A 25,180-nucleotide genomic window follows, 5' to 3' on the forward strand; every position below is an offset into this window, starting at 1 on the left:
CCTGCTCACTGTCCCGCGCGCGTACGCACCGGTGGCACGTCCGAGCCTGTGGGAGGAATCTTCCTGCTCTTGATGGCGAACGTCATCACATCCTTGAACACGGGGGCGGCGAGCTGACCGCCGAAGTGGCCGTTCTTGGGGTTCTGGAGCACCGAGAGCACCACCAGCCGGGGCGCGTCGGCGGGCGCGAACCCGACGAAGGAGGCCGTGTAGCCGTCGTACCGGCCCAGCTCGGAGTCGTAGCGGTTGGCCGTGCCGGTCTTGCCCGCCACCCGGTAGCCGGGGATGGCGGCCAGCGTGCCGGTGCCCTCGGCGCTCACCGCGGTCTCCAGCATCGTCGCGATCTCCTTGGCCGTCGTCTCGCTCACCACTCTGGTCTGCCTGCCCGCGGGAGCGGGGACGAACCTGCCGGTCGCGTCGGTGGTGCCCGCGACGATCTGCGGATCGACGCGTACGCCGCCGTTGGCGATCGTCTGGTAGACGCTGGCCATCTGCAACGCGGTCACCGACACGCCCTGGCCGTACGCGACCGTGCAGCTCTGGCTGCCCGACCAGTTCTTGTAGTTGGGCAGCAGGCCCGCCTCGGCGCTCGGCACGCCGCCCGGCGGGGTCGCGCCGAACCCGAACGCCTTGAGCATCGCGTACAGGCGCTCGCTGCCGACCTTGCGGGCGGCCATGATCGTGGCCACGTTGCTGGACTGGGCCATGGCCTGGCGGAAGGTCATCGCCTCCGGCTTGTGCGGGTGCGCGTCGCGCAGCACGCGGTCGGCGCACTTGATGTTGTCGGGCACCTGGAACACCGTGTCGGGGGTGACCTCCTTGGCCTCCAGCGCGGCGGCGGCGGTGATCACCTTGTTGGTGCTGCCGGGCTCGAACACGTCGGCGGCGGCCTTGTTCACGTACGAGGACGCGGGGGCCCTTCGCCAGTTGGCCAGGTCGAGCTCCGGCGCGTTGGCCATGGCGATGATCTGCGCGGTGCGCACGTCCATGACGATGACCGCGCCGCTGCTCGCCCCCGACCGCCGTACCTCGTCGGCGACCGACTTCTGGGCCGCCCACTGGATGTCGCGGTCGATCGTGAGGCGCACGTCCTGGCCGTCGACGGGCGCGGTGCGCTCGCTGCTGGTCATGGGGATGCGCTGGCCGTCGCGGCCGGTCTCGACCCGCTGCTTGCCGTCGCGGCCGGCCAGCATCGTGTTCTTCGCCTGCTCCATGCCGCCCAGGCCGTTGCCCTCGTCGCCGACGAACCCGATGAGGCTGCCGGCCAGGTCGCCCGCCGGGTAGTCGCGCCGGTACGTCTTGGTCGAGCTCAGCCCCGGCACCTCGGCCTGCTGCATCAGGCGCGTGGCCACGACCGGGTCGACGTCCCTGGCCAGGAGCTGGTAGCGGGACTTGCTCTTGGACAGCTTGGCGGTCATCTCCTCCACGGTCTTGCCGAGCTGCCTGGCCAGGTACGCCGCCACGCCGGCGCGCGCGCCCTCGGGGATCTTGCTGGGGTCGATGGACACCTCGCGGGCCTCCGACGTACGGGCCAGGGCGTTGCCGTTGACGTCGGTGATCGTGCCGCGCTTGGCGGGGATCTCCTCGACGTGCTGGCGCTGGCCGACGGCGGCGGCCTCGTAGACCTTGGAGTCGAGGCCCTGCATCTGGATCAGCCGGCCGGCGAAGATCGACAGGACGAAGGTCATGCCGATCAGGCCGATGTTGATGCGCCTGCGCGGGCTGCCCAGGCGCAGCACCAGCGGGGGCCGGGGCGGGCGCGGCGGGGTGGGCGGGCGGCGCGGTCCCCTGGGGGGCGGCGTCTCCGTACCGCGGCGCAACACGCCTCGCTCGTGCCCCCGCGCCTGCTCCGGCCTGGCCCCTCGGGGCCCCTCCGGCCGCGAGCCCCGCGCCTGGTCCGTTCTGGAAGTCCGGGCCTCCGACCTGGAGCTCCGGGATTCGTCCGGCCTGGAGGTACGTGACTGGTCCGGCCGTGAGCCGCGCGCCTGGCCGGTCCTGGAGGTGCGTGACTGGTCCGGGCCGGGGCCACCCGCCTGCGTACGACGTGGCGCGGCGTCGTCCCGGCGGGTCCGCGGACTGCGCGCGCCGGCGCCGGGCGGCGTCTCCGGCCCGTCGCCACGCCGCCGGGACCGTTCCTGCGGAGCACTCCCCCGGGCCCGCTCGTCCCGCCCCTGAGAGCCGGTACGGCCGCGGGGACGGTCGTCGTCATCCCGCCCCTGGGAGCCGGTACGGCCGCGGGAGCGGTCGGAGTCGTCGCGGGGGCGGCGGCGGGGGCCGTCGCCCGGCTCGCGGCGCGAGCGCGTGCCCTCGTCGTCGTCTCGGGAACGCCCGCGGTCGCCGTCGTCGCGGCGCTGCCGGCCGCGTGAACCGCCCGCGGGGCCGCGGCGGGCGCCGCCGCGCTCGTCGTCGTCGCCGGAGTCCTGTGGCGGACGCCCGCGCGCGGCGTCGTCGAACGGCAGGTCGAACGGGTCCGGGGGCCGCTTGCGCGGCGAGTCGTCCGGCGACGCCGGGCGGCCCGCCCCCTCGGAACGGGCAGAGCCGTCACGCCCTGCCCGCCCCGGACCGCCCGGCGTACGACGAGCGGCGCCGGGCCCTCCTTGAGAGCCGGCGCCGCCAGCGCCGCGGCCGGGACCCTGTCCCCTGCCGCCTGATTCCCTCACCGCTCCGGATCCGCCTGGCCGCTCGGTTCGCCGGTGGTCCAGATGCCGAGCGTCTTGTCCAGATGGTCGCCCTGCGCCTCGGCCTGCCGCGCGAGGTTCTGGGGCTGCATCTTCTCCTCGTACTTCTTCTGGAGCGCTTCCTTCTCCTGGCGCGCCGCCGCGATCTCGTCGCGCAGCTTCGCGTCGGTGATGGCGTCGCGCCCGAGCATGGTGGTGAGCAGCAGCAGGCTCACCAGACCACCGCACATCAACCCGACGACGAGCAGCACGAACGGCGTCCGCTGCCGCTTGGCCGAAGGACGCCGTACGGCGGGACGGCGCGCGGGCTCGGCGCTCTCGCCGGGACGCGCGGCGGCCGGCCGCCGGCCGTCGGTGCCGGGACGGGGCCGCGGCTTGGTCTGGTGGGAGACGCCGGGCCTGCGCGTGCCCGGCTTGGGCACGGCGCGGCGGACGGGCGCGACCCGGCCGGTCTCCTGCTCAATCGTCAACGCGGATCCTCTCTGCCGCCCGTAGCCGGGCCGAGGCCGCCCGCGGGTTACGGGCGAGCTCTTCATCGCCGGGGAGCTCGGCTCCCCTCGTCAGCAGGCGGAACCTCGGCTGGTGTGCCGGTAGCGGAACGGGCAGCCCTGGCGGGCTGGTGTCCTTGGTTCGCGCCGTGAGGGCCTGCTTGGTGAGCCGGTCCTCAAGGGAGTGGTAGGAGAGCACGACGACTCGCCCACCCAGCGCCAGCGCGTCGAGCGCCGCGGGCAGCGCCGCCTCCAGGGCGGACAGCTCCGCGTTCACCTCGATGCGCAGGGCTTGGAAAGTCCTCTTGGCGGGGTTGCCGCCGGTACGCCTGGTCGCCGCGGGGATCGCGTCGCGCACGATGTCGGCGAGCCGTTTGGTGGAGCTGATGGGCTCCTTGGCGCGTTCCTTGACGATAAGCCCCGCGACCCTCGGCGCGAAACGTTCCTCGCCGTAGTCGCGCAGGATTCGTACCAGGTCAGCGGCCGGATAGGTGTTGACGACCACCTCGGCCGTCAGCTCCTGTTCGGTGTCCATGCGCATGTCGAGCGGGGCGTCGTAGGAGTAGGCGAAGCCGCGCTCGGCCTCGTCGAGCTGCGGTGAGGAGACCCCGAGGTCGAACAGCACGCCGTCGACCGTGGTGTGCCCGGCCTCGGCGATCACCTGGGCCAGGTCGCCGGAGGAGGCGTGCACCAGGGTGATGCGGTCCGCGTACGGGGCGAGCCTGCGGGTGGAGAAGTCGATCGCGAAGGGGTCGCGGTCGATCCCGATCAGGCGCAGGGAGGGGAAGGCGGCGAGCAGGGCCTCGGAGTGGCCGCCGAGCCCGAGGTTGGCGTCGACGACGACCGGCTCGGGCCCCGACAGTGCCGGGCCCAGCAGTTCCAGTACGCGCTCGAGCATCACCGGAACGTGACCGCTCGTGCCTACGTTGTCGTCCATCTCCAACCCCCCTCTCGCGTCCTGCTCGCGGATGACGCGTATCCGGTCCATCGTCAGTCATTCCTGGGTCCCCACCCGGCGCCGTCCGGCCAGGTCCCCATCCGCACCCTCTTCGTGGACGCCCGCCCTCTGACACCGGGGAAGGTGCATCAGTTGGCAGGCAGTGGTTGCGGGTGGAGACCTCGCCGAACGACATCACCGACGGATCGACCGTGATCACTACAAGATCCCTGGCAGCACCTCCTCCGACAGATCGGCGAACGCCTGCTCCTGCGCGTTGAGATAGGTGTCCCAGGCCTGCGAGTCCCAGATCTCCAACCGGGTGTTGGCCCCGATGACGACGCAGTCACGCTCCAGGCCCGCGTACTGACGCAGGCTCTGCGGGATCGTGATGCGTCCTTGCTTGTCTGGTTTCTCGTCGGACGCGCTGGCGAAGAAGACGCGGCTGTAGTCACGCACCGCTTTGGCGGTGACCGGGGCGGTGCTGAGAGCCTCGGTTATGCGCTGGAACTCCTCTACTGGAAAGACGTAGAGGCATCGCTCCTGGCCTTTGGTGATCACAAGACCCTCCGCCAGCTCCTCACGGTACTTAGCCGGCAGGAACAGCCGTCCCTTGTCGTCAAGACGCGGTTGGTGGGTGCCGAGGAACATCGGCGCCACCTCCCGTGCCTCAGCGAAGCGCTCAGCGCTGGCGCACCGGGCCCTCCACTGCGCACCACCATACTCCACTTCTCCCCACCGTCAACTGATTCGAACCGTCTTCATCATCAGTTTCCGTTGCGTTACCGCAGGTCAGGGGCCTGGTGCGGAGTGGGGGGCGGGCGGGCGCGGGCCAACCCTCATGGGCGTGTCGAGGGTTCTAAAGCCCGGCGAAATAGGGGCCGGGAGCGAGCGCGAAGGCCGCGGTGGAGGAAAGTGGGGCGGACCGGCGGGGGCAGTGTCACGGGATTCGCACTGCTATGCGACAAGAACAGGAACATCACCGGGGTTCCCTGGAATATCCACAAATGTCGCTCAAGAACCCACAGCGTCGTAGGGTCGTACAGACAATGGAAAAGGAATGGCATGGCTCCCGTAATGGCACCGTGCGGGACGGCCGTCGCACTATGGAGGCCTGGTGGCAGTAACCCGTGACGTCCCTCCCCAGCTCGACGAGCTGGTCTCCACAGCCCACCGAATCCGGCAGGCCATCGAATCGGTGATCGAGGGAAAGAGCGACGCCGTCCGCCTCACGCTGACGGTCCTGCTCGCCGAGGGCCACCTTTTGATCGAGGACGTGCCTGGCGTCGGCAAGACGATGCTGGCCAAGGCGTTGGCGCGGTCCATCGACTGCCCGGTGCGGCGTGTGCAGTTCACGCCCGACCTGTTGCCCAGCGACATCACCGGGGTGAGCGCCTACAACCAGCAGACGCGTGAGTTCGAGTTCAAGCCCGGGCCGGTGTTCGCCAACATCGTCGTGGGCGACGAGATCAACCGCGCCTCGCCCAAGACTCAGTCGGCGTTGCTGGAGTGCATGGAGGAGCACCAGGTCACCGTGGACGGGGTGACGTACCCGCTGGACGCGCCCTTCATGGTGATCGCCACCCAGAACCCCATCGAGATGGAGGGCACCTATCCCCTCCCCGAGGCCCAGCGCGACCGGTTCACCGCCAGGGTCGCGATGGGCTACCCGGAGCCGTCGGCCGAGCTGGAGATGCTCGACGTGCACGGCAGCACCTCGCCGCTGGACAAGCTGGAGCCGGTGGCCACGACCGCCGAGGTACGGGCGCTGATCGAGGCCGTGCGCGGCGTGTACGTCTCGCAGCCGGTCAAGAAGTACGCCATCGACCTCGTCGTGGCCACCCGCCACTCCCCCGACCTGCGGCTGGGCGCCTCCCCCCGGTCCACGCTGCAGCTCGTACGGGCGGCCAGGGCGCACGCGGCGCTGGCCGGGCGCGACTACGTCATCCCGGACGACCTTCAGGACCTGGCGGTGCCCGTGCTGGCGCACCGGCTGCTGCCCAGCGTCGAGGCCCAGGGCCAGCGCCGCCTGCCCGAGCAGGTGGTGACCGACCTTGTCCGGCGGGTGCCGGTGCCGGAGACGCGGGCGTCGTGAGAGCCGGACTGCGGGCGCTGACCTCCCGGGGCAGGTCGTTCCTCGCCTCGGGGGTCGCGGCGCTGCTGATGGCCCTGATCCTGGGCGAGAACGACCTGTTCAGGATCGGGGTGCTGGTCACGGCGCTGCCGCTGCTGGCCGCGCTGGTGGTGGCGCGTACCAGGTACCGGCTGAGCTGCGCGCGGCGGCTGGACCCGCCCAGGGCGGAGGTGGGCGGCGAGGCCACGGTGACGCTGCGCCTGGAGAACGTGACCAGGCTGCCGACCGGGCTGCTGCTGATCGAGGACACCGTGCCGTACGCGCTGGGCGTGCGGCCGCGGTTCGTGCTGGACCGGGTCGAGTCCAAGGGCGTACGCGAGATCGACTACCGGGTGCGGTCCGACCTGCGCGGCAGGTACACGATCGGGCCGCTGTCGGTGCGCATCGCCGACCCGTTCGGGCTGGTGGAGCTGACACGTGCGTTCACGATCAGCGACACGCTCGTGGTGACGCCGCAGGTGGTGGCGTTACCGCACGTACGGCTGTCGGGCGAGTGGACGGGCGGCGGCGACAGCCGCACCCGGAGCGTGGCCGCGGCCGGCGACGACGACGTGGCGCCGCGCGAGTACCGGCAGGGCGACGACCTGCGCCGGGTGCACTGGCGCTCGACCGCCCGGTACGGCGAGCTGATGGTACGGCGCGAGGAGCAGCAGTGGCAGAGCCGCGGCGCGCTCCTGCTCGACACCCGCAGGCACGCCCACCGCGGCGAGGGCCCGCGTTCCTCCTTCGAGGTGGCGGTCTCGGCCGCCGCCTCGATCGGCGTGCACCTCGCCCATGAGGGCCTGGGCCTGCGGCTGGTGACCGACCAGGGCGCCGAGCACCTGACGGACCAGGGGCTGAGCTACTCGCTGCTCGACACGCTCGCCGTGGTGCGGCACAGCTCGGCCCGTTCGCTGGAGATGGGCGTCTCGGCCCTGCGCCAGGGCGGCGGGGACGGCCTGATCGTGGCCGTGCTCGGCGCGCTCGACCCCGAGGAGGCCAGGGACCTGGCCCGGTTGCGGCACAGCGGCGTCACCGGCGTCGCGGTGCTGCTCGACGCGGGCACGTGGGAGGGCGCCGGCCGGGGCTCGCACGAGAACTTCGACGCCGTGCAGGGCGTCCTGGCCGGTTACGGCTGGCGCATCGTGCGCCTGCCCGCCGGCACCTCCATCGCCTCGGTCTGGCAGGACGCCGCCAACCGCGGCAGGTACGCGCTCGACTCCACGGGAGGTGCGGCATGAGACTGACGGCCGCCTCGGGGGTGGCCGCGTTCGCCGCGGCGATCCTGCTCTACCCGCTCTTCCAGGGCGGCGCCTGGTTCTGGACGTCGCTCGGCGCGGTGCTGGCCGTGATGGCCGCGGGCCTGCTCAGCTCCCGCCTGACGCTGCCCGCCTGGGCCGCGCCGCTGGTGGGGCTGGCCGCGCTGGGGATCTTCCTGACCGTGGTCTTCACCGCGGGCAAGGCGTGGGCGCTGGTGATCCCGACCAAGTCGTCGGTGTGGGAGCTGGGCAGGCTGCTGGGCGCCGGCTGGGCCGACATCCAGCGCTTCGCCGCGCCCGTGCCGTCCACGGACGGGATCACGTTGCTGACCGCGGGCGGCGTGGGCGTGATCACCGTCGCCGTGGACCTGCTGGCCGCGCGGCTGCGGCGGGCGGCGCTGGCCGGGCTGCCGCTGCTGGCGCTGGCCACGGTCCCGGCGACGATCCTGGCCGAGCCGATCAGCTGGCCCGCGTTCATCATCGCCGCGCTCGGCTTCGTCAGCCTGCTCATCGCCGACGGGCGCGAGCGGGTGGGCCACTGGGGCCGGGCGGTGCTCGTCCGCCGGACCCGCGTGGCGACCGGACCGCGTCCGGAGACCGGCGTGGCCAGGGCCGACACGAGCGGCCTGCGGTTGTCGGGCAAGCGCATCGGGTTCGCCGCCATCGCGCTGGCCGTGCTGCTGCCCGCCGCGCTGCCGGTGATGGAGCCGGTCTCCTTCTTCCAGTTCGGCGTGGGCGGACGCGGGGGCGGCAAGGGCAACTCGATCAGCATCGCCAGCCCGATCGCGAGCCTGCGCGGGCAGCTCGAACTGCCCGAGCGGCGCACGATCCTCACCTACAACAACAACGACAACAAGCCCAGATACCTGCGGATCTACGCGCTGGACACCTTCGACGGCCAGCAGTTCGGCATGACCGAGCCGAAGGGCTCGCCGGACAACAGGACGGAGAACGGCCCGCTGCCGGCCCCTCCCGGGCTGAGCCCGAACACGAAGGTCCGCAACGTCGTCACGAGGATCCGGATCAGCGACGAGATCGAGCGGCTGCAGTTCCTGCCGCTGCCGTACCCGCCGCGGCAGATCCGGGTGGACGGCGACTGGCGGGCCGACGTCGGCACGCTGATGGTCTTCTCCATCCCCGACGAGGCCGCCGGCCTGGAGTACGAGGTCGCCACCAGCGAGCCGGACGCCACGCCGGAGCTGCTGGAGTCGCTGGAGGGCGTCCAGCCGAGCGTGGACCGGCGGTACCTGAAGCTGCCGGACGACCTGCCGCCGGACATCGTCAGGCTGGCCCGTTCGCTGACCGCGGAGACCAACTCCAACTTCGAGGCGGCGGTGAAGCTCCAGCAGTTCTTCACCAAGGACGGCGACTTCCGCTACGACCTCAGGACGCAGGGGCACGGCAACTCCGCGCTGCGGGACTTCCTGCTGCGCGACCGCACGGGCTACTGCGAGCAGTTCGCGGCCTCGATGGCGGTGCTGGCCAGGATCGTCGGCATCCCCTCGCGGGTGGCGATCGGCTACACCGGCGGTACGAAGGTCGGCGACAACTGGACGGTCACGACCGGCGACTCCCACTCCTGGCCCGAGCTGTACTTCGAGGGCGTGGGCTGGCTGCCGTTCGAGCCGACGCCGGCCGGGACGCTGGGCCAGGGCAGCGCGCGGGTGCCGGACTACACGATCCCGCGGGCGCCGGCGACGACGCCGTCCACGTCCCCGAGCACCGGCGCGTCCGACTCGGGCGCCGACGACCCGATCAACCCCTCGACCCGGCGCAACCCGCGCGAGCTCGACCGTGAGGGCCTGATCGCGACGGGCGGGCTGCCGCCGGACGACTCGATGCCGCTGATCGGCAAGATCGGCATCGGCGCGGGCGCGCTGCTGCTGCTCCTGCTGGTCCCGGCGGCCCTGCGCCTGCTCACCAGGAACCGGCGGGTACGCGCGCTGGGCTGGAAGGTCGCGCGACCGGGCGACGACATGACGGCCAGGATCGCGACCGCTCACCATCCGTCGGTCGCGGCCGTGTGGGCCGAGCTGGACGACGTGCTGTACGACTACGGCATGGGCCGCGACGCCAGCGAGACCCCGAGGGCCCTGGCCCGGCGGCTGACCCACCAGTACGAGTTCGACGCCGAGTCGGCGGCGGCCATGACGGCCATCGCGACGACGGTCGAGCGGGTGTTGTTCGCCAGGGACCCGGGCACGATCGCGCCCATGAGGAAGGACCTGCGCAAGGTGCGGCAGGCCCTGGCGGCGACGGTGTCGCGGGGACGGCGGATGCGGGCGGTGTTGCTGCCCCCGTCGACGCTGCGGCGGCTGCGGGGGCTGGGCGAGCGCCTGCTGGACGGGTTCGACCTGCTGGAGAACATCAGGCTGCGGCGGACGGCGGCATCCAAGGGCGCCTGATCAGCCCGCCAGGACCGAGCGTGCGGTCGCTCCCCACCAGGGGAACGGCCGCACGCTTCGTGTTCGGTGAAAAGCGGGTCAGCGCTCGTCGTGACGACGGCGCCAGCGCTCTTCCATGCGCTCCATGAAGGTGCCCCGGTTGGCGCGCCTGGCCTGCCGGCCCGTGCCACCGGCGCCCGGGGCCGGCGGGGAGTCGCCGAATCCGTTCATGCGCTTCCAGCTGGACAGACCCCACAGACACGCGGCGAGCATGACCACGAAACCGCCGACGCCGAGCGGGATCTGACTCATGACCACGCCGACCATCATGATGACGACGCCCAGGGCAAAGCCGATGGAGGCTTTGATCAGGCGACGCTTGTAATGGCTGCGCGGGTCACTGATCCTTACGGTGTTGGCCCACTTCGGGTCCTCGGCGTAGAGGGCCTGCTCGATCTGGTCGAGCAAGCGCTGCTCGTGCTCAGAGAGCGGCACGGCGCCTCCCAAGGACAGCCCCAGGACGGGGAAGACGGCAACGGACGACCCGGGGTGTCCGAACCTCGCGGTCGGTTATCCCCAGAATACGAGGCTGTAGACGTAGGCGAAAGCAAACGTCCAACGCAGACCAAACCGGAGGTGACGTCATGGCTCCATTCTGGACCATCTCGCGCCCCTCTCCCCAAAATCGTGACATCCTTCTCCTACCCGACTGACCGATCAAGTAGGACATGGGCGTCATGTCTCTATTTCATCAAGCTTGCCACGTACCAGCGACGCTGGGAGCACCGCATCGGGACCAAATCTCCGGATCGCCTTGTCCATCGCCTGTTCGGCCTCGCGCCAGCCGGTCTCCCGCTCGCCCAGACTGAGCTGACGGGTGGCCTCGCCTGCCGGGCGGAGATTCTCCATCCTGACCCCGACCAGGCGCAGACGTACGCGCTCGAGACCGGCGGCCTCGAATAGCTCGCAGGCGGTGGCGTAGATCACCTGGGCCACGTCGGTCGGCTCCCGCAGGGTGCGCGACCGGGTGATCGTGGTGAAATCGGCCCGGCGCAGCTTCACACTTACAGTTCTTCCCACGTGACCGCCCTTACGCATCCTGGCCGCCACCCGCTCGGCCAGGCGCAGCAGCTCGCGCCGGATCACCTCGGGGTCGTCGATGTCGGCGGCGAAGGTCTCCTCGTTGCCGATGCTCTTGTCGGGCACGTGCGCGGTCACCGGACGCTCGTCGCGCCCCCAGGCCAGCGCCGCCAGATGGCCGCCGACGGCCTGCCCCAGCTCGCGCTGGAGCGTGTTCAGGGGCACTCTGGCCAGGTCGCCCACCGTGCGGATGCCGAGCCGTACGAGGGACTGCTCGGTACGCTCCCCCACCCCCCACAACGCCGAGACCGGCAGCGGATGGAGGAAGTCGACCACCTGCGTCTCGGGCACCACCAGCAGCCCGTCGGGCTTGCACTGCTTGGAGGCCAGCTTTGCCACGAATTTGCTGCTCGCCACCCCCACCGAGCACGTGATGCCGTAGCGGTCGAGCACCTGTTCCCTGATCATGGCGGCGATCGCCGCGGGCTGCCCCAGCCGGCGCCGGGCGCCGCCGACGTCGAGGAACGCCTCGTCGGAGGCGATCGGCTCGACCAGCGGGGTGATCGAATGGAAGATCTCCATGACGCCCCGGGAGACCTCGGAGTACTTGCCGTGGCTGGGCGGGATGATCGTCGCCTGCGGGCACAACCGGCGCGCCCTGCTCATCGGCATCGCCGAGTGCACGCCGAGGGCCCTGGCCTCGTAGGTGGCACTGAGCACGACGCCGCGCCCGGCCGGCGAGCCGACGATCACCGGGCGGCCCCGCAGCTCCGGCCGATCCAGCAGCTCGACGCTGGCGAAGAAGGCGTCCATGTCGACGTGGAGAATCGGGCAGCCGCTGTCATCGGCCCCGGTCCGCGGCGCGGGGCCGATGCCTGTGATCTGCTTGCGGGACACTCTTCCGAGTCTATCCGAACAGGCGTTCCAGTCTAGGCGCGGTGGCCGAGGACGTGGACCTGGGTGGCGACGTCCCGCAGCACGGGGTGGACGGCGGCGGCCTGCTCCAGCGCCACGAGCGCGTCGGCCGCGCCCGGCTCGCCGTCGACGAGCCTGCTGGGCACGAGGTCGGCGAAGACGCGTACGCCGTGGACGGCGCCGACGGCGAAGCCCGTGACGGTCAGCAGCTCCGACAGGGCCTCGGCGGTGAAGCGCCGGGGCGTGGGGTCGCGGTCGCCCCACGTGCCGCCCGGGTCGGCCAGCACGGCCCTGGCCTCGTCGAACTGCCCGGCCAGCGCCCGGTGGATCGCGCTGGCCACGGGGTTGGCGGCCAGCACGCTGACGGCCCCGCCCGGACGCAACACCCGGGCCACGGCGGTCAGCGCGCCGATCGGGTCGTCGACGTACTCGAGGACGCTGTGGCACAGGACCAGGTCGGCGCAGTCGCGGTCGAGCAGGTCGCCGAGGTCGGCGGCGTCGCCCTGCAGGCCGCGCACTCCGACGCCCTTCTCCTTGGCCCGGCGCTCCAGCGCGGCCAGCGAGTCGGGACTGGGGTCGACGACGGTGACGGTGTGGCCGAGCTCGGCCAGCGGCACGGCGAACCCGCCGGTGCCCCCGCCGGCGTCGACGATGTCGAGCGCGTCACGGCCGGTGGCCCGCGTCCGCTCGGCCAGGACCGACCGCAACGCGTCCCAGACGACGGCGGTGCGCACCGCCGGGGTCCTCGTGGTGACGCCTTCTGCTCGCAACGTCGGCTCGCCTCTCTCTCCTCCGCGGGCGGCCCTCGCCCTGTGCGGACGGGCCCAGCCTACGCGGTACGCGCGCCCGCCCGCAGGCCAGACCCTAACCGTCGAACGCCGCCACCACCCTCTTCGGCGCCCGCAGCCGCCAGGCGTCGGTCAGCAGCTCGGTCAGTTCGTCGGCCTCGACCGCCGCGAGGCGCACCAGGACCACGGCATGGCCGTCGTAGTGGGGCGTGGTGAAGAACGCGCCGGGGTCGGCGGCGATCAACTCGTGCTTGTGCTCCTCGCCGCCCACCGGCACGACGAGCACGTCGCCCTCTTCGCGCATCCGGGCGAACCATCTGCCTCGGACGTAGAAGGCGGGCGTGCCGTACATGGGCTTCTCGGCGGTCTCGGGCAGCGCCAGGGCGGTGGCGCGCACCTCGTCTTCCGTCACCATGCGTCGATGCTCACACGGGGACGGGGGTCCGGAAAAGGGCGCGTCGCGGCTGGTGACGCGCCGCTTCCCCGGACTGGCCGGTGGCCCCGCGGCCGGGGCCTCGCCTCTCGCGAGGCGTACGGGCCGTATGACTGGAACGTACCCCGAAACGGCCTTCGCGACCTTTGTCTAAAGGGTGAGGCTTGGCTTGAGTTGCTTGAACCGGGCCAGCAGGCCGTTGATGAACTGCGGCGACTCGTCGGTGGACAGCTCGCCCGCCAGGTGCACCCACTCGCTGATGACCACGCCCTCGGGCACGTCGGGCATCCACAGCAGCTCGTACGTGCCGCCGCGCAGCAGGTTGCGGTCGACGGCGGGCATGCGGTCGAGCGTCCAGCCCTCGGAGTAGGTGGTGATCAGCTCGTCGATGCGGGCGTGGTGGCGGGCCACGCCCTCGACGATGGCCGAGGTGTACTCGTTGACCGGCGGCTCCTGCCGCTCGACGCGCTCGGCGAGGATCCTCAGCGGGTCCTCCGAGCGCAGCTCCGCCTCGAAGAGGATGTCAAGGGCGCGTCTGCGTGCTTTGCCGCGTGCAGACACCTCAGGCCCGGCCGAGGTATTCGCCGCTGCGGGTGTCGACCTTGACCCTCTCACCGGTGGTGATGAACAGCGGCACCTTGATCTCGGCGCCGGTCTCCAGCGTGGCCGGCTTGGTGCCGCCGGTGGAGCGGTCGCCCTGAAGGCCGGGCTCGGTGTTGGAGATGGTCAGCTCGACGGCCGCGGGCAGGTCGACGTAGAGCGCGGAGCCCTCGTTGAAGGCGATCGTGGCGAGGGTGTTCTCCAGCATGTAGTTGGCGGCGGTGCCGACGGTCCGGGAGGGCACGTTGACCATGTCGTAGGTCTCGGTGTCCATGAAGACGAAGTCGTCGCCGTCCTTGTAGGAGTACTGCATCTCGCGCTTGTCGACGTTGGCCACGTCGACCTTCACGCCGGCGTTGAAGGTCTTGTCGACGACCTTGCCGGAGAGGACGTTCTTGAGCTTGGTGCGCACGAACGCGCCGCCCTTGCCCGGCTTGACGTGCTGGAACTCGACAACGCTCCAGAGCTCACCGCCCTCGAGCTTCAGCACCATGCCGTTCTTGAGGTCGTTGGTCGTCGCCACTCGTTCTCTCCCGCGTGTGGCCGCTCTAAAGGACGAGCAGCTCCTTGGTGGTCTTGGTGAAAAGTTCCGGGCCGCCCTCACGGGTCACGAGAGTGTCCTCGATGCGAACCCCGCCCCGCTCCGGGAGGTAGATCCCGGGCTCGACAGTGATCGGAACTCGATCCTCTAGTCTAGCGGTCCTGGAGGGGCCCAGGAACGGGTCCTCGTGGATCTCCAGGCCGACGCCGTGTCCCAGGCCGTGCCTGAAGTGGCCGCCGTGGCCCGCGGCCTCGATCAGCCCGCGCGCGGCGGCGTCGACCTCCTTGGCCTCGGCCCCCGGGGCCAGGGCGTGCCGGCCGGCCCGCTGGGCTCGGGCCACCAGGTCGTAGAGGTCGCGCTGCCAGGCGGCGGGCGCGCCGAGGCAGACCGTCCTGGTCATGTCGGCGTGGTAGCCGTGGTAGCGGGCGCCGAAGTCCATCGTGACCAGGTCGCCGGCGCGCAGCTCGCGGTCGGTGGGGGCGTGGTGCGGGATCGCGCCGTTCTCGCCGGCGGCGACGATCGTGTCGAACGCCGGCTTGTCGGCCCCCAGCTCGGTCATCCGGTTGTCGAGGAGCCGGGCCACGGCCCGCTCGGTGAGGCCGGGCGCGATCCTCGGCAGCACGTCGGCGAAGGCCTGGTCGGTGATGGCGCAGGCGGTGCGGATGAGGTCGAGCTCCCCCTCGTCCTTGACCGCGCGCAGCTCCTCGACCACCGGGCCCAGCGGCACCAGGCCCTCGCCCAGGCGGCGGAAGGTGGCCACGCTCATGGAGGCGGCCTCGATGCCCACGCTCGGCGCGGCCAGCCGGCCGACCACGTCGGGGGCCTCGACCGCGGGCAGACCGAGGGCGCGGGTCTTGTCGATGTAGCGGTTGTCGGTGGCCAGCAGGGCCGTGCCGTCGGCCCCGACCAGGACGGCGGCGTTCGAGCTGACCAGCCCGGTGAGGTAGCGGACGTTGACCGGGTTGGTGACGAGGAGCGCGGGCACCTGGTACGCCGGGAGCGCCGCGGCCAGCCGCGCCCGGCGCGCCGGGTAGTCGATGGTCATCCCGCCAATGTACGCGCGCCCGCGCCCCTCACCCACCCCCGATCAGCCGAGCATGAAGTCGTCCAGGAACGAGGCGAGCGGGCCGGAGAGCGGGGCCTCGCCCTTCTGCTGGGCGTGGCGCAGGTCCTTGTAGACGCCGGCGATCTGGCCGCGGGCGGGCCCCAGACCGCCCTCCTGGAGCTTGCGGGCGGCCTTCCTGAGCTTGTCGTGGGCCTTCTCGGCCACTTTGGGGTGGATGTCGCCGATCTGCTCCTGGGCCGTCAGCGTCTTGTCGAACTCCACCAGCCAGTGGTCCCAGCCGCCGGGCGGGGCCTGCCCGGCGTCCAGGGTCGCCTTGGGAGCGACGGTGGCGACCAGGCTGGTGGAGGTGTCGCCCGGGGTGAGGTCGGTGGGGGTGGGGTCGGGCTGCTCGGGGGCCGGGCCGGCGGTGAAGGTGATGGCCGGGGACAGGACGGGGCTGGGGCTCGCGCTCGGGGACTGAGCGGCTTCCGGGGTCTCCTCGCGGGAGCCCGCCCACAACACCATGGCGACCGTCACGGCGGCGATGGCGGCCACGGCGACGCCCATCTGGAGGAGCAGCTTGTTGCGCGCGGGGGCGGGGGCGGGGGCCAGGTCGGCGGCCTCATAAAGGGCCGTGTCGCCGGCGCGGGGGGCGTTGGCGAAGGCGTACACCTCGGTGTCGCCGGGGCGGCCGCCGGGCGTCGCGGCGGGGTGGCCGCCCGTCGGGGGCGCGCCCGGGGCCGCGCCGGGCCGGGCGATGGCCGCCAGGGCGCGGCGGATCGTCTCGCCGCTGGTGGGACGCCTGGCGGGGTCGGGCGCGAGCATGGCGAGGACGAGCCGGTCCAGCTCGGCGGGCACCTCGGGGCGCAACGCGCTGGGCGGGACGATCCCCTGCGCGCCGCCGCCGGGCCCCTGCGCGGCACCGGAAGGCCCCTGCGCACTGCCGCCGGGCCCCTGTGCGCCGCCCGCGGGCCCCGGCTCGGCGGCCCCGGGCGCTTCCGCGGGGGCGGGGGCGGGAGCGGGGGCGGCGGGGGTGGCTCGCATGCCGGTCACCGGCAGGTCCGGGGTGGCGCCGGGCGGGCGGCCGGTGAGGAGTTCGTAGCAGACGGCGCCGAGGGCGTACAGGTCGGCGGCGGCGGAGGCGGGGCGGCCGGCGGACCGTTCGGGGGCGAGGTAGCGGCGTTCGGCCTGGGACGGCTCCTCGTCCGGGAGCCCGAACCCGACCACCTTCAGCACGCCGCTGGCCGCCCGGCGGAAGCTGCCGGAGTCGATCTGCCCGTGGAAGACCCCGGCGCGGTGCGCGGCCTCCAGCCCCGCCGCCGCCTGGCCCACCAGGTCGCACACCTCGACGATCTTCAAGGGCCCCTCGGCCGCCAGGTCCTCGCCCACGCTGGTCCCGGTGAGGAACTCGGTCACGAGGAAGGGCGTGCCGTCCTGGTCGCCCACGTCGAGGACCATGGCCACGTTGGGGTGGATCACCCTGGCCACCGTCTGGGCGTGCTGCTTGAGCGCCTCCCTGGCGGCCTCGCCGGCCGCCCCCGCGCCCAGGACCTTCACGGCCACGACCCAGTCGGCGCGCGTGTCGTAGGCCCGCCACACCTCACCCATCGGACCGCTGCCGATGAGCTCGTCAAGCCGGTACCGGTCGGCGACCATCGAAGGCGTAGCGTCGGACATATCCCCGCCAAAACTCGAATATTGGGCTATTTCCGACCCACCATAGGCCCCCCTGACCCCTCGCCGCCCCATGATCCACACTTCGCGCGCCGCGCCACGCGTCGCCGCTCACCCCTCGACATAACGACTATCGTTATTTACGATTATCGTTATGGCAACGAAGTGGATCAACCGGCTCGAGATCGTGTTGAGCCTCGGCCTCGTACTCGGCTGTCTGGGCGCGCTCGCCGCCCTGGGCGCCACCGTCATGATCGCCTTCTTCGGCACGGCCACCGGGATCGGCGTCCCGCTGCACGTCCACGACGTGCCGGTGCCCGTGCTCCCGGTGCCGGGCGCGGAGATCGTCAGCGCCGCGGCGGAGGTGACCGTACGTCCCGTGGGGGCCTCGCCCGCGGCGGCGCTGTTCTACCTCCTGCAATGGGCGCCGCCCACGGCGACCGGGCTGCTCGCGCTGTTCACCGTGGTCCGCGCGCTGCGCAGGGCACGCTCGGGCGACCGGGCGCTGTTCTCCGCGACGACGGCCGGGCACCTGCGGCGGCTGGGCTGGATCCTGATCGCCGGTTCGCTCGTGTCGGCGGTGTCCGGCACGGTGGCGCAGGCGATACTCTCCGGCATGCTGCTGATGACCGGTCAGATGTTCGACCCGCCGCCGGGCGGGACGCTCGTGGCCCTCGTGGCGGGGCTGTGCGCGCTCGGGGTCTCGGAGATCGTCCGCCGGGGCGTGGTCCTGCTCGACGAGGTCGAGGCCACGATCTGATGCCCGGACGCACCATCCGGGTACGCCTGGACGAACTGCTCGCCCAGCGCGGCATGACGCTCACCGAGCTGTCGCAGAAGGTCGAGATCACCGTCGTGAACCTGTCGATACTCAAGAACGGCCACGCCAAGGCCATCCGCTTCTCCACGCTGACGCGCCTGTGCGAGGCGCTCGGCTGCCAGCCGGGTGACCTGCTGACCTACGACTGAGGGCGGGTGGCCGTACGGCCACCCGCCCTCAGCGGAAAAACATAGCGGAAAACACAGCGGAGAACTCGCTCAGGCCGTCGCCGGCTCCGGCCCGCGCGGCGCGCGGACGGCGACGGGGGCGTCGTCGAGCGGCTGCGGCGGCGCGTTGAACACCGCCTCGTCCAGGCGGCCCTCCGAGCGGGCCACCAGGACCGGGACGACCATCTGGCCCGCGACGTTGGTCGCGGTACGGATCATGTCGAGGATCGGGTCGATCGCCAGCAGCAGGCCGACGCCCTCAAGCGGCAGGCCCAGCGTGCTCAGCGTGAGCGTCAGCATGACGATCGCGCCGGTCAGTCCGGCCGTGGCGGCCGAGCCGACGACCGAGACGAACGCGATCAGCAGGTAGTCCCCCACCCCGAGGTGCACGCCGAACACCTGGGCCACGAAGATCGCGGCGAGCGCCGGGTAGACCGAGGCGCAGCCGTCCATCTTGGTGGTGGCGCCGAAGGGCACCGCGAAGGAGGCGTAGTCGCGGTCCACGCCGTTGCGCTCGACGGTGACGCGCTGGGTCAGGGGCAGCGTGCCGACCGAGGAACGGGAGACGAAGGCCAGCTCGATGGCGGGCCAGGCGTTGCGGAAGAACGTGATCGGGTTGACCTTGCCCCAGACCGCGAGCAGGGTCGGGTAGACGGCCAGCAGGACGATGAAGCAGCCGACGTACACGCCGACGCTGAACTTGGCCAGCGGGGCCAGCAGGTCCCAGCCGTAGGTGGACACGGCCTTGCCGATGAGACCGGCGGTGCCGATCGGGGCCAGGCGGATGACCCACCACAGGGCCTTCTGCACCAGCTCAAGGATCGAACGGCTGAGGTTGAGGAACGGCTCGGCCTTCTCCCCCACCGCCAGGGCCGCCGCCCCGAGGACGACTCCCAGGAAGACGATCTGGAGGACGTTGACCTCGGTGAAGGCCGTGACGATGTTGGTGGGCAGGATGCCGGTGACGAAGTCGAGCCAGGTGCCGGCGCCCTCGGTGTCCACGGCCTTGGCGGCGCCGGTGTCGAGGGTGACGCCCTGGCCGGGGTTGATGATCAGGCCGAGCCCGATCGCGAACGCGACCGAGACGAACGCGGTGATGAGGAACCACATCAGGGTCTTGGAGGCCAGCCGGGCGGCGCCGTTGACGTTGCGCAGGTTGGCCACGCTGACCAGTACGGCGGTGAACACCAGCGGCGGCACGGCCAGCTTGAGCAGCTGGACGAAGAGCTTGCCGACCTGGGTCAGCGTCTCGGCCAGCCAGGCCACGTCCCAGATCTTGGCGACGAACCCCAGGGCGATGCCGGCCACGAGGCCGAGCAGAAGCTGAAGGGAGAAGGTGAATCTCTTCACGGGAGGAAGGCTCCGGAAGTCAGGCACGCCAAAGCGAAGGGGGCATGCGGGTGAGGAAGGGGGGTCTGGGGACGCGCTGGTCAGCGACAGAGGGATCCGTGCAGACGGCACAGATCCACGTGCAGACGCTCGACGAGCCGCACGATCACCACGGAGAACCTCACAGGGACGTACAACACCATGCGAATCGGGGCATATTCCCCCACGCATTGTGACGTGCGTCACACCCTTCCGGAGCCGTCCGGCGTCAGCCCGCCAGTTCCTTGACCTTCTCCAGCAGCCGGACACGCTCCTCATGGGTACGCCCCAGCGGCGCCACGTTGAGCGTCGTCACCCCCGACTCCTTCAGCGCCTGGATCCGGTCGCGGACGAACCCCTCGCTGCCGATCAGCGACATGTTCTCCAGCAGCTCGGCGGGCACCAGCGCGGCGGCCTCGTCCTTCTTGCCCTCCAGGTAGAGGTCCTGGATCCGCTCGGCCTCCTTCTCGTAGCCGTAGCGCCTGGCCAGGTCGTTGTAGAAGTTCTTGCCCTTGGCGCCCATGCCGCCGATGTAGAGGGCCGCCATCGCCCGGCCGAAGTCGCGCAGCCCGGCCACGTCGTCGCCGATCGCCAGCGTCGCCTGGGCGATCACGTCGAGCTCGCCCAGCTCGGGGTCGCGCCTGGCCTTGCCGGCGGCCAGCGCGGGCCCCCACACCTCGGCGGCCTTCTCCGGGTAGTAGAAGATCGGCTCCCAGCCCTCGGCCAGCTCGGCGGTCATCTCGACGTTCTTGGGGCCGATGGCGGCGACCACGATCGGGATGCGCGGCCGTACCGGGTGGTTGATGATCTTGAGCGGCTTGCCCAGGCCGGTGCCCTCGCCGGCGGGCAGCGGCACGGTGTAGTTGCGGCCGGCGTGCTCCAGCCGCTCACGCCGCCACACCTTGCGGCAGATCTCGATGACCTCGCGGGTACGCCCGATCGGCGCGGTGTACGGCACCCCGTGGAAGCCCTCGATGACCTGCGGCCCCGAGGTCCCGATGCCCAGCGTGAAACGCCCGTCGGAGACGAAGTCCATGCCCGCGGCGGTCATGGCCAGCAGCGTCGGCGTACGGGAGTAGATCGGCAGGATGCCCGAGGCGATCTGCACGCGTTCGGTCTTGGCCGCGATGTACCCCATCTGGCTGACGGCGTCGAAGCTGTACGCCTCGGCGACGAAGACGATGTCGAGGCCGGCCTTCTCGTAGTCGGCCAGCTCGGCGACCGTCTCCTTGAAGCCGCCCGAGTAGTTGAGTGCCATACCGATGCGCATGCCGGGCTCCCGATGAACCGAATGTTGTTCCGTTGCGACGTCAACAGGTTAGCGTGTCGGCGTGTCGCACGGCGAAGCACTAGCCTGGTTCGGGTGCTGAGCCGGGTCGTCGTCATCGTCTCCGCAGTGGTCGCCCTGACCCTGGCGGGACATCAGCTGATCCCGGCTCTCGGCGGGTTCACGCCGGTGCTGGAGAGCCTGCTGCCGTGGATGGGGCTGGCGGTGCCGCTGCTGCTGCTCCTCGCCGTCCTGGCCCGTTCCAGGGCGGCCGCGCTCGCGGCCCTCGTGCCCGGCCTGGTGTGGGCGGCGATGTTCGGCTCGACGGTGCTGGCCACGCCGCCCGGCGGCCCCAGCGACGTGTCCGTCGGCACGGTCAACGTCGGCGTGCGCAACAGCGCCTCCGGCGAGGCGGTCAAGGCCATCGCCGAGGACCTCGGCCTGCTGGCCGCGCAGGAGCTGACGCCCGGCGGCCCCGCGGCCAAGCAGCTCAACAAGATGTTCCGCTACCACTACACGGTCAGCACGGTCGGCCTGTGGAGCCGCTACCCGCTCAGCGAGACCAGCCCGCTCGACGTCGGCATGGGCTGGCCGCGGGCGCTGCGCGCGGTGGTGAGCACCCCCAAGGGCAAGGTCACCGTCTACGTCATGCACCTGGCCTCGGCCAGGCCCGGCCACACCGCCTCCCGCGACGCCTCCCTGGCGCACGCCCGCAAGCTCGTCGACGCCGACCCCAGCAAGCGCGTCCTGCTGCTCGGCGACCTCAACACCGCCACCACCGACCGCGGCATGCACGGTCTGACCCCGCCGCTGACCGACGCCCAGAGCGTCGCCGGCGACGGGTTCGGGTTCACCTGGCCCTCGGAGTTCCCGATCACCCGGCCCGACCACATCCTGTTCAGGGGCATGACGGCGACCAGCGCGGGCGTGGCCCCGGCGACCGGCAGCGACCACCGCGCGGCCATCGCCTCCCTGCGCCTCTAGCGCGTCCCGGGCGGCTCCAGCGCTCCCGCGGCGGCTTCCAGGTCGCGTGGCGTGTCGATGTCGGCCGGGTCGCCGTGCTCGTCGCAGGCGACCTCGGTGACCAGCTCGGGATGCGCCTTCAGGTACGGCCGCGCCCCCACGTCGCCCGCCGCCAGCTGCGCCACCCCGGCGAAGTGCTCACGCCCGATCAGCACCGGGTTCCGCCGCCGTCCCCCGTACGTGGCCACCGCCAGCCGGGCGCCCGACTCCCTCAGGGCGCGTACCGCGCCGGCCCGTACGAGGGGCTGGTCCACCAGCGCGACCACCACGGCCTCCGCCTCCGGCGGCAGCGCGGCGAGCCCGGCCCGCAGCGAGGAGCCCATGCCGGAGCGCCAGTCCGGGTTGCGCACGGTGACCGCCCCGCGCACCTGCACGGTCGCCGCGCCGAGCACGACCACGACGGGATGGCAGCCGCCCTCCTCCAGCAGGCGCACGCCGCGGTCCACCAGCCGCTCGCCCCCGAGCTCCAGCAGTGCCTTGGGCCGGCCCAGCCGGGAGCCCTCCCCCGCGGCCAGCAGCAGCCCGGCGATCACGCGGACTCCCCGTGGATGCGCCCGCCCGTCCGCGACAGCGGCCGGCCCGAGCCGCCCCACCGGAGCTGGATCAGCTCGGCGGCGATCGACACGGCCGTCTCCTCCGGCGTACGGGCGCCGAGGTCGAGGCCGATGGGCGACCTCAGCCGGGCCAGCTCGTCCTCGGTGAGCCCCGACTCGCGCAGGCGGGCCAGCCGGTCCTCGTGCGTACGGCGCGAGCCCATGGCCCCGATGTAGCCCGCCCGCGTCCGCAGGGCCACCTCCAGCAGCGGCACGTCGAACTTGGGGTCGTGCGTCAGCACGCAGATCACCGTGCGCTCGTCCACCTGCACCGAGGCCAGGTAGTCGTGCGGCCACTTGACGACCACCTCGTCGGCCTCGGGGAAACGCTTGGCGGTGGCGAAGACCGGCCGGGCGTCGCAGACGGTGACGTGGTAGCCGAGGAACTTGCCCACCTTGGCCACGGCCGCGGCGAAGTCGATCGCCCCGAACACCAGCATGCGCGGCGGCGGCGCGAACGACTGGACGAACACCGACAGGTCGTCCAGCCGCCGCTCGCCGTGCCCGCCGTAGTGCCTGATGCCGGTCAGGCCCTGGGCCAGCATGCCGCGCGCGTCGTCGTCGACGGCCTCGTCGAGGCGGTCGAGCCCGAGCGTGCCCGAGGAGCGGTCGGGCCAGACGATCCGGCGGGCGCCGATCGTGCCGGGCCCGGCGACGATGGTGGCGACGGCGACCGGATGGTGGGCCTCGACGGACGCCCAGATCTCGCCCAGCTCGGGGAAGGTCTCGATGGAGACCGGCTCGACCAGGATGTCGATGATGCCGCCGCAGGTCAGGCCGACGGCGAAGGCGTCGTCGTCGCTGACCCCGTACCGCTGGAGGACGGGCGCGTCGGCCTCGGAGGCCAGCTCGAAGACCGCGCCCTCGACGCACCCGCCGGAGACGCTGCCGACCACCTCGTCGCCGCGTACGGCCATCGCGGCCCCGGGCGGGCGCGGCGCGCTGCTGAACGTGCTCACCACGGTCGCCAGCCCGAACCTGAGCCCCGACCTCCACCACCGCATGATCTCCGGGAGCACGTCACGCATGGGCGAGCCTTTCGCTGAGTTCCTCGTACGCGGCCAGGCTGTGCCCGGCCACCAGGTCGTCCAGGTACGGCAGGGCGGCCCGCATGCCCCCGGTCAGCGGCCGGTAGTCCTCATACCCCTTGTGTGGATTGACCCAGATGAGCCGGTGGGCCTGCCGGGACAGCCTGGCGAGCTGGGCGCCCAGGAGCGCGGGGTCACCCCGTTCCCAGCCGTCGGAGGCGATCACCACGATCGCGCCCCGCGCGCTGTGCCGGGCCAGGTACTCCTTGAACTCCTCGCCGAGCCGGGTGCCGCCGCTCCAGTCGGGGATGGCCTTGGAGGCCTCGTTCAGCGCCGTGCCGGGGTCGCGGTGGCGCAGCTCGGCGGTGACCTCGGTGAGCCGGGTGCCCACGGAGTAGACCCTCGTGGCCCGCGGCTCGCTCCTGACCAGCGCGTGCGCGAAGCGCAGCAGGGTCTCGGCGTAGGGGGCCATCGACCCGCTGACGTCCACGAACAACACCACCCGCCGGGGCCTGGTGGTGTGCCGCCGGTGCCGGAGCCTGGCCACCTCGCCGCTGCGCAGCGCCTCACGTACGGTGCGGCGCTGGTCCAGCCCGCCCCGGTGGGCCGGCTCGAAGCGGCGCGAGCGGCGCGCGGCCCGGCCGTTCCTGAGCATGGCCAGCATCCGGTGCACCTCGGCCCGCTCGGCCTCGGTGAGCCGGGCCACGTCCCGGTGCCGCAGCACCTCGGCGCGGCTGGCCGTGGCCGGCGCCGCGCTGTCCTCGCCGCCCTCGCTCCCGCCGCCGTCGTCCGCCGCCAGGTGCCTGGTGACGCTGGTGGTGCCGGTACGGGCCACCGCCGCCCGCCGCCCCCCGAAGTACGCGGCGAAGCAGCGGTCGTAGCGGGGCAGGTCGTCGGGCGTGGCGCACAGGGTGAGCCGGCCGGCCCAGTAGACCTCGTCCTGGTCGTTGACGTCGAGGTGACCGAGGGCCTTGAGCAGGCTCTGCGTACGCTCGTGGTCGGCGCCCACGCCCGCCGCGCGCAACGTCCTGACGAAGCCCGTCACGGTCCGGACCAGCTCATCCATGCGACAGCAGCCCGTTGCCCAGGACGGCGGCGATGTCCTCGCGGTACTTCAGCGCCGCGCCCAGCGTGGCCGCGGCCAGGTCGGGATCGAGCTCCCTGGCGCCCAGCGTGAGCAGCGCCTCGGTCCAGTCGAGCGTCTCGGCCACGCCCGGCGGCTTGACCAGCCCGGCCTGCCGCATCCGCTCGGCCGTCCGCGCCACCTGGGTGGCCAGCTCCTCGGTGCAGCCGGGCAGGCGGCGCAGCAGGATCGCGACCTCGCGGTCGAAGCTCGGGTGCTCCAGCCAGTGGTAGAGGCAGCGCCGCTTGAGCGCGTCGTGCACCTCGCGGGTCCTGTTGGAGGTCACCACGACCACCGGGGGCGTCCTGGCCCTGATCGTGCCCAGTTCGGGGATGGTGATGGTGAAGTCGGAGAGCACTTCGAGCAGGAACGCCTCGAATTCGTCGTCGGCGCGGTCGATCTCGTCCACCAGCAGCACGCTCGGCTGGGTCTCGACGGCCTTCAGCAGGGGGCGGGCGATCAGGAAGCGGCGGTCGTAGATCTCCCCCTCCAGCCGGGCGGCGTCGGTGATCCCGGCGGCCTCGGCGGCCTTGAGGTGGAGGAGCTGGCGGGCGAAGTCCCAGTCGTACAGGGCCTGGGCCGCGTCGAGGCCCTCGTAGCACTGCAGCCGGATCAGCGGCGCCTTGAGCAGCGTTCCCAGGGTCTTGGCCAGCTCGGTCTTGCCGACGCCCGCCTCCCCCTCCAGGAACAGCGGCCGTCCCATCCGCAAGGCCAGGAAGGCGGCCGTGGCCAGCCCTCGGTCGGCCAGGTAGGCGTGCCGGTCGAGGAGCTCGATGAGCTTGTCCGGCGACTCGATGTCCATTGCCCTGATTGTCCGCCGCAGCACGCCTTCAGGCTACGTCGCCACCCCGCTCCG

Annotated in this window: 24 protein-coding genes; 6 read left to right on the forward strand and 18 right to left on the reverse strand. The window is 72.1% G+C overall.

Annotation, left to right across the window (positions count from 1 at the left end):
- Positions 1-5 precede the first annotated feature (5 nt).
- From IEZ27_RS53910 to mraZ, 4 genes are all read right to left on the reverse strand, one after another.
- Complete coding sequence (locus tag IEZ27_RS53910; protein WP_446686197.1) at positions 6-1,739, reverse strand: peptidoglycan D,D-transpeptidase FtsI family protein; 1,734 nt, start codon at positions 1,737-1,739, stop codon at positions 6-8.
- Positions 1,740-2,656: 917 nt separating this feature from the next.
- Positions 2,657-3,148 (reverse strand): hypothetical protein, encoded by a 492-nt coding sequence (locus IEZ27_RS15965; RefSeq protein ID WP_189647937.1) that lies wholly within the window; start codon positions 3,146-3,148, stop codon positions 2,657-2,659.
- Positions 3,138-4,103, reverse strand: a complete 966-nt coding sequence (gene rsmH / locus IEZ27_RS15970) for a 16S rRNA (cytosine(1402)-N(4))-methyltransferase RsmH (protein WP_189647938.1) — start codon at positions 4,101-4,103, stop codon at positions 3,138-3,140. The genes IEZ27_RS15965 and rsmH overlap by 11 nt, the downstream gene beginning before the upstream one ends.
- 219 nt (positions 4,104-4,322) lie before the next feature.
- On the reverse strand, positions 4,323-4,754 hold the full coding sequence (gene mraZ, locus IEZ27_RS15975) for a division/cell wall cluster transcriptional repressor MraZ (protein ID WP_125630494.1): 432 nt from the start codon (positions 4,752-4,754) through the stop codon (positions 4,323-4,325).
- Between the two features lie 466 nt (positions 4,755-5,220).
- Here mraZ and IEZ27_RS15980 point away from each other — a divergent pair, with 466 nt between their 5' ends.
- The 3 genes from IEZ27_RS15980 to IEZ27_RS15990 are packed head-to-tail and all read left to right on the forward strand — an operon-like array spanning position 5,221 to position 9,880.
- Complete coding sequence (locus IEZ27_RS15980) at positions 5,221-6,198, forward strand: AAA family ATPase (RefSeq protein ID WP_189647939.1); 978 nt, start codon at positions 5,221-5,223, stop codon at positions 6,196-6,198.
- Positions 6,195-7,457, forward strand: coding sequence for a DUF58 domain-containing protein (locus IEZ27_RS15985; protein ID WP_189647940.1), 1,263 nt, complete (start codon positions 6,195-6,197; stop codon positions 7,455-7,457). The genes IEZ27_RS15980 and IEZ27_RS15985 overlap by 4 nt, the downstream gene beginning before the upstream one ends.
- The gene (locus IEZ27_RS15990) at positions 7,454-9,880 is read left to right on the forward strand and encodes a transglutaminase family protein (RefSeq protein ID WP_189647941.1); all 2,427 of its coding nucleotides are present in this window, start codon (positions 7,454-7,456) and stop codon (positions 9,878-9,880) included. The genes IEZ27_RS15985 and IEZ27_RS15990 overlap by 4 nt, the downstream gene beginning before the upstream one ends.
- 78 nt (positions 9,881-9,958) lie before the next feature.
- On the opposite strand, the gene IEZ27_RS15995 is transcribed toward IEZ27_RS15990, so the two are convergent.
- The 8 genes from IEZ27_RS15995 to IEZ27_RS16030 form a co-directional block, all read right to left on the reverse strand.
- Complete coding sequence (locus IEZ27_RS15995; RefSeq protein ID WP_125630502.1) at positions 9,959-10,354, reverse strand: DUF3040 domain-containing protein; 396 nt, start codon at positions 10,352-10,354, stop codon at positions 9,959-9,961.
- A 240-nt stretch (positions 10,355-10,594) separates the two neighbouring features.
- Positions 10,595-11,836: a DNA polymerase IV gene (locus tag IEZ27_RS16000; RefSeq protein ID WP_189647942.1), complete on the reverse strand. Its 1,242-nt coding sequence runs from the start codon at positions 11,834-11,836 to the stop codon at positions 10,595-10,597.
- 32 nt (positions 11,837-11,868) lie between these two features.
- Positions 11,869-12,588, reverse strand: coding sequence for a methyltransferase domain-containing protein (locus IEZ27_RS16005; RefSeq protein ID WP_189647943.1), 720 nt, complete (start codon positions 12,586-12,588; stop codon positions 11,869-11,871).
- Between the two features lie 130 nt (positions 12,589-12,718).
- Positions 12,719-13,057, reverse strand: a complete 339-nt coding sequence (locus IEZ27_RS16010; RefSeq protein WP_189647944.1) for an MmcQ/YjbR family DNA-binding protein — start codon at positions 13,055-13,057, stop codon at positions 12,719-12,721.
- Between the two features lie 168 nt (positions 13,058-13,225).
- A complete protein-coding gene (nusB, locus tag IEZ27_RS16015; RefSeq protein WP_189647945.1) occupies positions 13,226-13,636 on the reverse strand; it encodes a transcription antitermination factor NusB in 411 nt (136 codons plus the stop codon).
- A gap of 1 nt (position 13,637) precedes the next feature.
- Positions 13,638-14,198 (reverse strand): elongation factor P, encoded by a 561-nt coding sequence (gene efp / locus IEZ27_RS16020; protein WP_125630512.1) that lies wholly within the window; start codon positions 14,196-14,198, stop codon positions 13,638-13,640.
- 25 nt (positions 14,199-14,223) lie between these two features.
- Positions 14,224-15,261 carry a M24 family metallopeptidase gene (locus IEZ27_RS16025; protein ID WP_189647946.1) on the reverse strand — a complete coding sequence of 346 codons (1,038 nt, stop codon included), beginning with the start codon at positions 15,259-15,261 and terminating at the stop codon, positions 14,224-14,226.
- 42 nt (positions 15,262-15,303) lie between these two features.
- Positions 15,304-16,938: a serine/threonine-protein kinase gene (locus IEZ27_RS16030; RefSeq protein ID WP_189647947.1), complete on the reverse strand. Its 1,635-nt coding sequence runs from the start codon at positions 16,936-16,938 to the stop codon at positions 15,304-15,306.
- Positions 16,939-17,089: 151 nt separating this feature from the next.
- On the opposite strand from IEZ27_RS16030, the gene IEZ27_RS16035 reads away from it, so the two are divergent.
- The gene (locus IEZ27_RS16035; protein ID WP_189647948.1) at positions 17,090-17,695 is read left to right on the forward strand and encodes a DUF2975 domain-containing protein; all 606 of its coding nucleotides are present in this window, start codon (positions 17,090-17,092) and stop codon (positions 17,693-17,695) included.
- On the forward strand, positions 17,695-17,904 hold the full coding sequence (locus tag IEZ27_RS16040; protein WP_189647949.1) for a helix-turn-helix domain-containing protein: 210 nt from the start codon (positions 17,695-17,697) through the stop codon (positions 17,902-17,904). Before IEZ27_RS16035 ends, IEZ27_RS16040 begins: the two co-directional genes overlap by 1 nt.
- 69 nt (positions 17,905-17,973) lie before the next feature.
- On the opposite strand, the gene IEZ27_RS16045 is transcribed toward IEZ27_RS16040, so the two are convergent.
- Both IEZ27_RS16045 and IEZ27_RS16050 read right to left on the reverse strand, forming a co-directional pair.
- Entirely contained in the window at positions 17,974-19,272 is a 1,299-nt protein-coding gene (locus IEZ27_RS16045) for a dicarboxylate/amino acid:cation symporter (RefSeq protein ID WP_185844444.1), read from the reverse strand.
- Positions 19,273-19,519: 247 nt separating this feature from the next.
- Positions 19,520-20,560, reverse strand: a complete 1,041-nt coding sequence (locus tag IEZ27_RS16050; protein ID WP_189647950.1) for an LLM class F420-dependent oxidoreductase — start codon at positions 20,558-20,560, stop codon at positions 19,520-19,522.
- A 93-nt stretch (positions 20,561-20,653) separates the two neighbouring features.
- Between IEZ27_RS16050 and IEZ27_RS16055 the strand changes: the two genes are divergently transcribed.
- Positions 20,654-21,541, forward strand: coding sequence for an endonuclease/exonuclease/phosphatase family protein (locus IEZ27_RS16055; protein ID WP_229824026.1), 888 nt, complete (start codon positions 20,654-20,656; stop codon positions 21,539-21,541).
- Here the strand turns inward: IEZ27_RS16055 and IEZ27_RS16060 are convergent.
- Genes IEZ27_RS16060 through IEZ27_RS16075 form a run of 4 tightly spaced genes read right to left on the reverse strand, consistent with a single transcriptional unit; the run spans position 21,538 to position 25,126 of the window.
- A complete protein-coding gene (locus IEZ27_RS16060) occupies positions 21,538-22,110 on the reverse strand; it encodes a nucleotidyltransferase family protein (RefSeq protein WP_189648321.1) in 573 nt (190 codons plus the stop codon). The two genes, IEZ27_RS16055 and IEZ27_RS16060, sit on opposite strands and share 4 nt — an antisense overlap.
- On the reverse strand, positions 22,110-23,201 hold the full coding sequence (locus tag IEZ27_RS16065; RefSeq protein WP_189647952.1) for an XdhC family protein: 1,092 nt from the start codon (positions 23,199-23,201) through the stop codon (positions 22,110-22,112). The genes IEZ27_RS16060 and IEZ27_RS16065 overlap by 1 nt, the downstream gene beginning before the upstream one ends.
- Complete coding sequence (locus IEZ27_RS16070) at positions 23,194-24,267, reverse strand: vWA domain-containing protein (protein WP_189647953.1); 1,074 nt, start codon at positions 24,265-24,267, stop codon at positions 23,194-23,196. The genes IEZ27_RS16065 and IEZ27_RS16070 overlap by 8 nt, the downstream gene beginning before the upstream one ends.
- The gene (locus IEZ27_RS16075) at positions 24,260-25,126 is read right to left on the reverse strand and encodes an AAA family ATPase (RefSeq protein WP_189647954.1); all 867 of its coding nucleotides are present in this window, start codon (positions 25,124-25,126) and stop codon (positions 24,260-24,262) included. The genes IEZ27_RS16070 and IEZ27_RS16075 overlap by 8 nt, the downstream gene beginning before the upstream one ends.
- Positions 25,127-25,180 lie beyond the last annotated feature (54 nt).

It is taken from the genome of Nonomuraea spiralis (assembly GCF_014648435.1).
Classification (GTDB): Bacteria; Actinomycetota; Actinomycetes; order Streptosporangiales; family Streptosporangiaceae; genus Nonomuraea; species Nonomuraea spiralis.

Excerpts from the sequence above, each read along its gene's own strand:
- rsmH (WP_189647938.1), bottom strand. The coding sequence starts at position 4,103 with ATGGACGACAACGTAGGCACGAGCGGTCACGTTCCGGTGATGCTCGAG.
- mraZ (WP_125630494.1), bottom strand. The coding sequence starts at position 4,754 with ATGTTCCTCGGCACCCACCAACCGCGTCTTGACGACAAGGGACGGCTG.
- IEZ27_RS15990 (WP_189647941.1), top strand. The coding sequence starts at position 7,454 with ATGAGACTGACGGCCGCCTCGGGGGTGGCCGCGTTCGCCGCGGCGATC.
- IEZ27_RS16010 (WP_189647944.1), bottom strand. The coding sequence starts at position 13,057 with ATGGTGACGGAAGACGAGGTGCGCGCCACCGCCCTGGCGCTGCCCGAG.
- IEZ27_RS16025 (WP_189647946.1), bottom strand. The coding sequence starts at position 15,261 with ATGACCATCGACTACCCGGCGCGCCGGGCGCGGCTGGCCGCGGCGCTC.
- IEZ27_RS16030 (WP_189647947.1), bottom strand. The coding sequence starts at position 16,938 with ATGTCCGACGCTACGCCTTCGATGGTCGCCGACCGGTACCGGCTTGAC.
- IEZ27_RS16035 (WP_189647948.1), top strand. The coding sequence starts at position 17,090 with ATGGCAACGAAGTGGATCAACCGGCTCGAGATCGTGTTGAGCCTCGGC.
- IEZ27_RS16040 (WP_189647949.1), top strand. The coding sequence starts at position 17,695 with ATGCCCGGACGCACCATCCGGGTACGCCTGGACGAACTGCTCGCCCAG.
- IEZ27_RS16050 (WP_189647950.1), bottom strand. The coding sequence starts at position 20,560 with ATGCGCATCGGTATGGCACTCAACTACTCGGGCGGCTTCAAGGAGACG.
- IEZ27_RS16065 (WP_189647952.1), bottom strand. The coding sequence starts at position 23,201 with ATGCGTGACGTGCTCCCGGAGATCATGCGGTGGTGGAGGTCGGGGCTC.
- IEZ27_RS16070 (WP_189647953.1), bottom strand. The coding sequence starts at position 24,267 with ATGGATGAGCTGGTCCGGACCGTGACGGGCTTCGTCAGGACGTTGCGC.
- IEZ27_RS16075 (WP_189647954.1), bottom strand. The coding sequence starts at position 25,126 with ATGGACATCGAGTCGCCGGACAAGCTCATCGAGCTCCTCGACCGGCAC.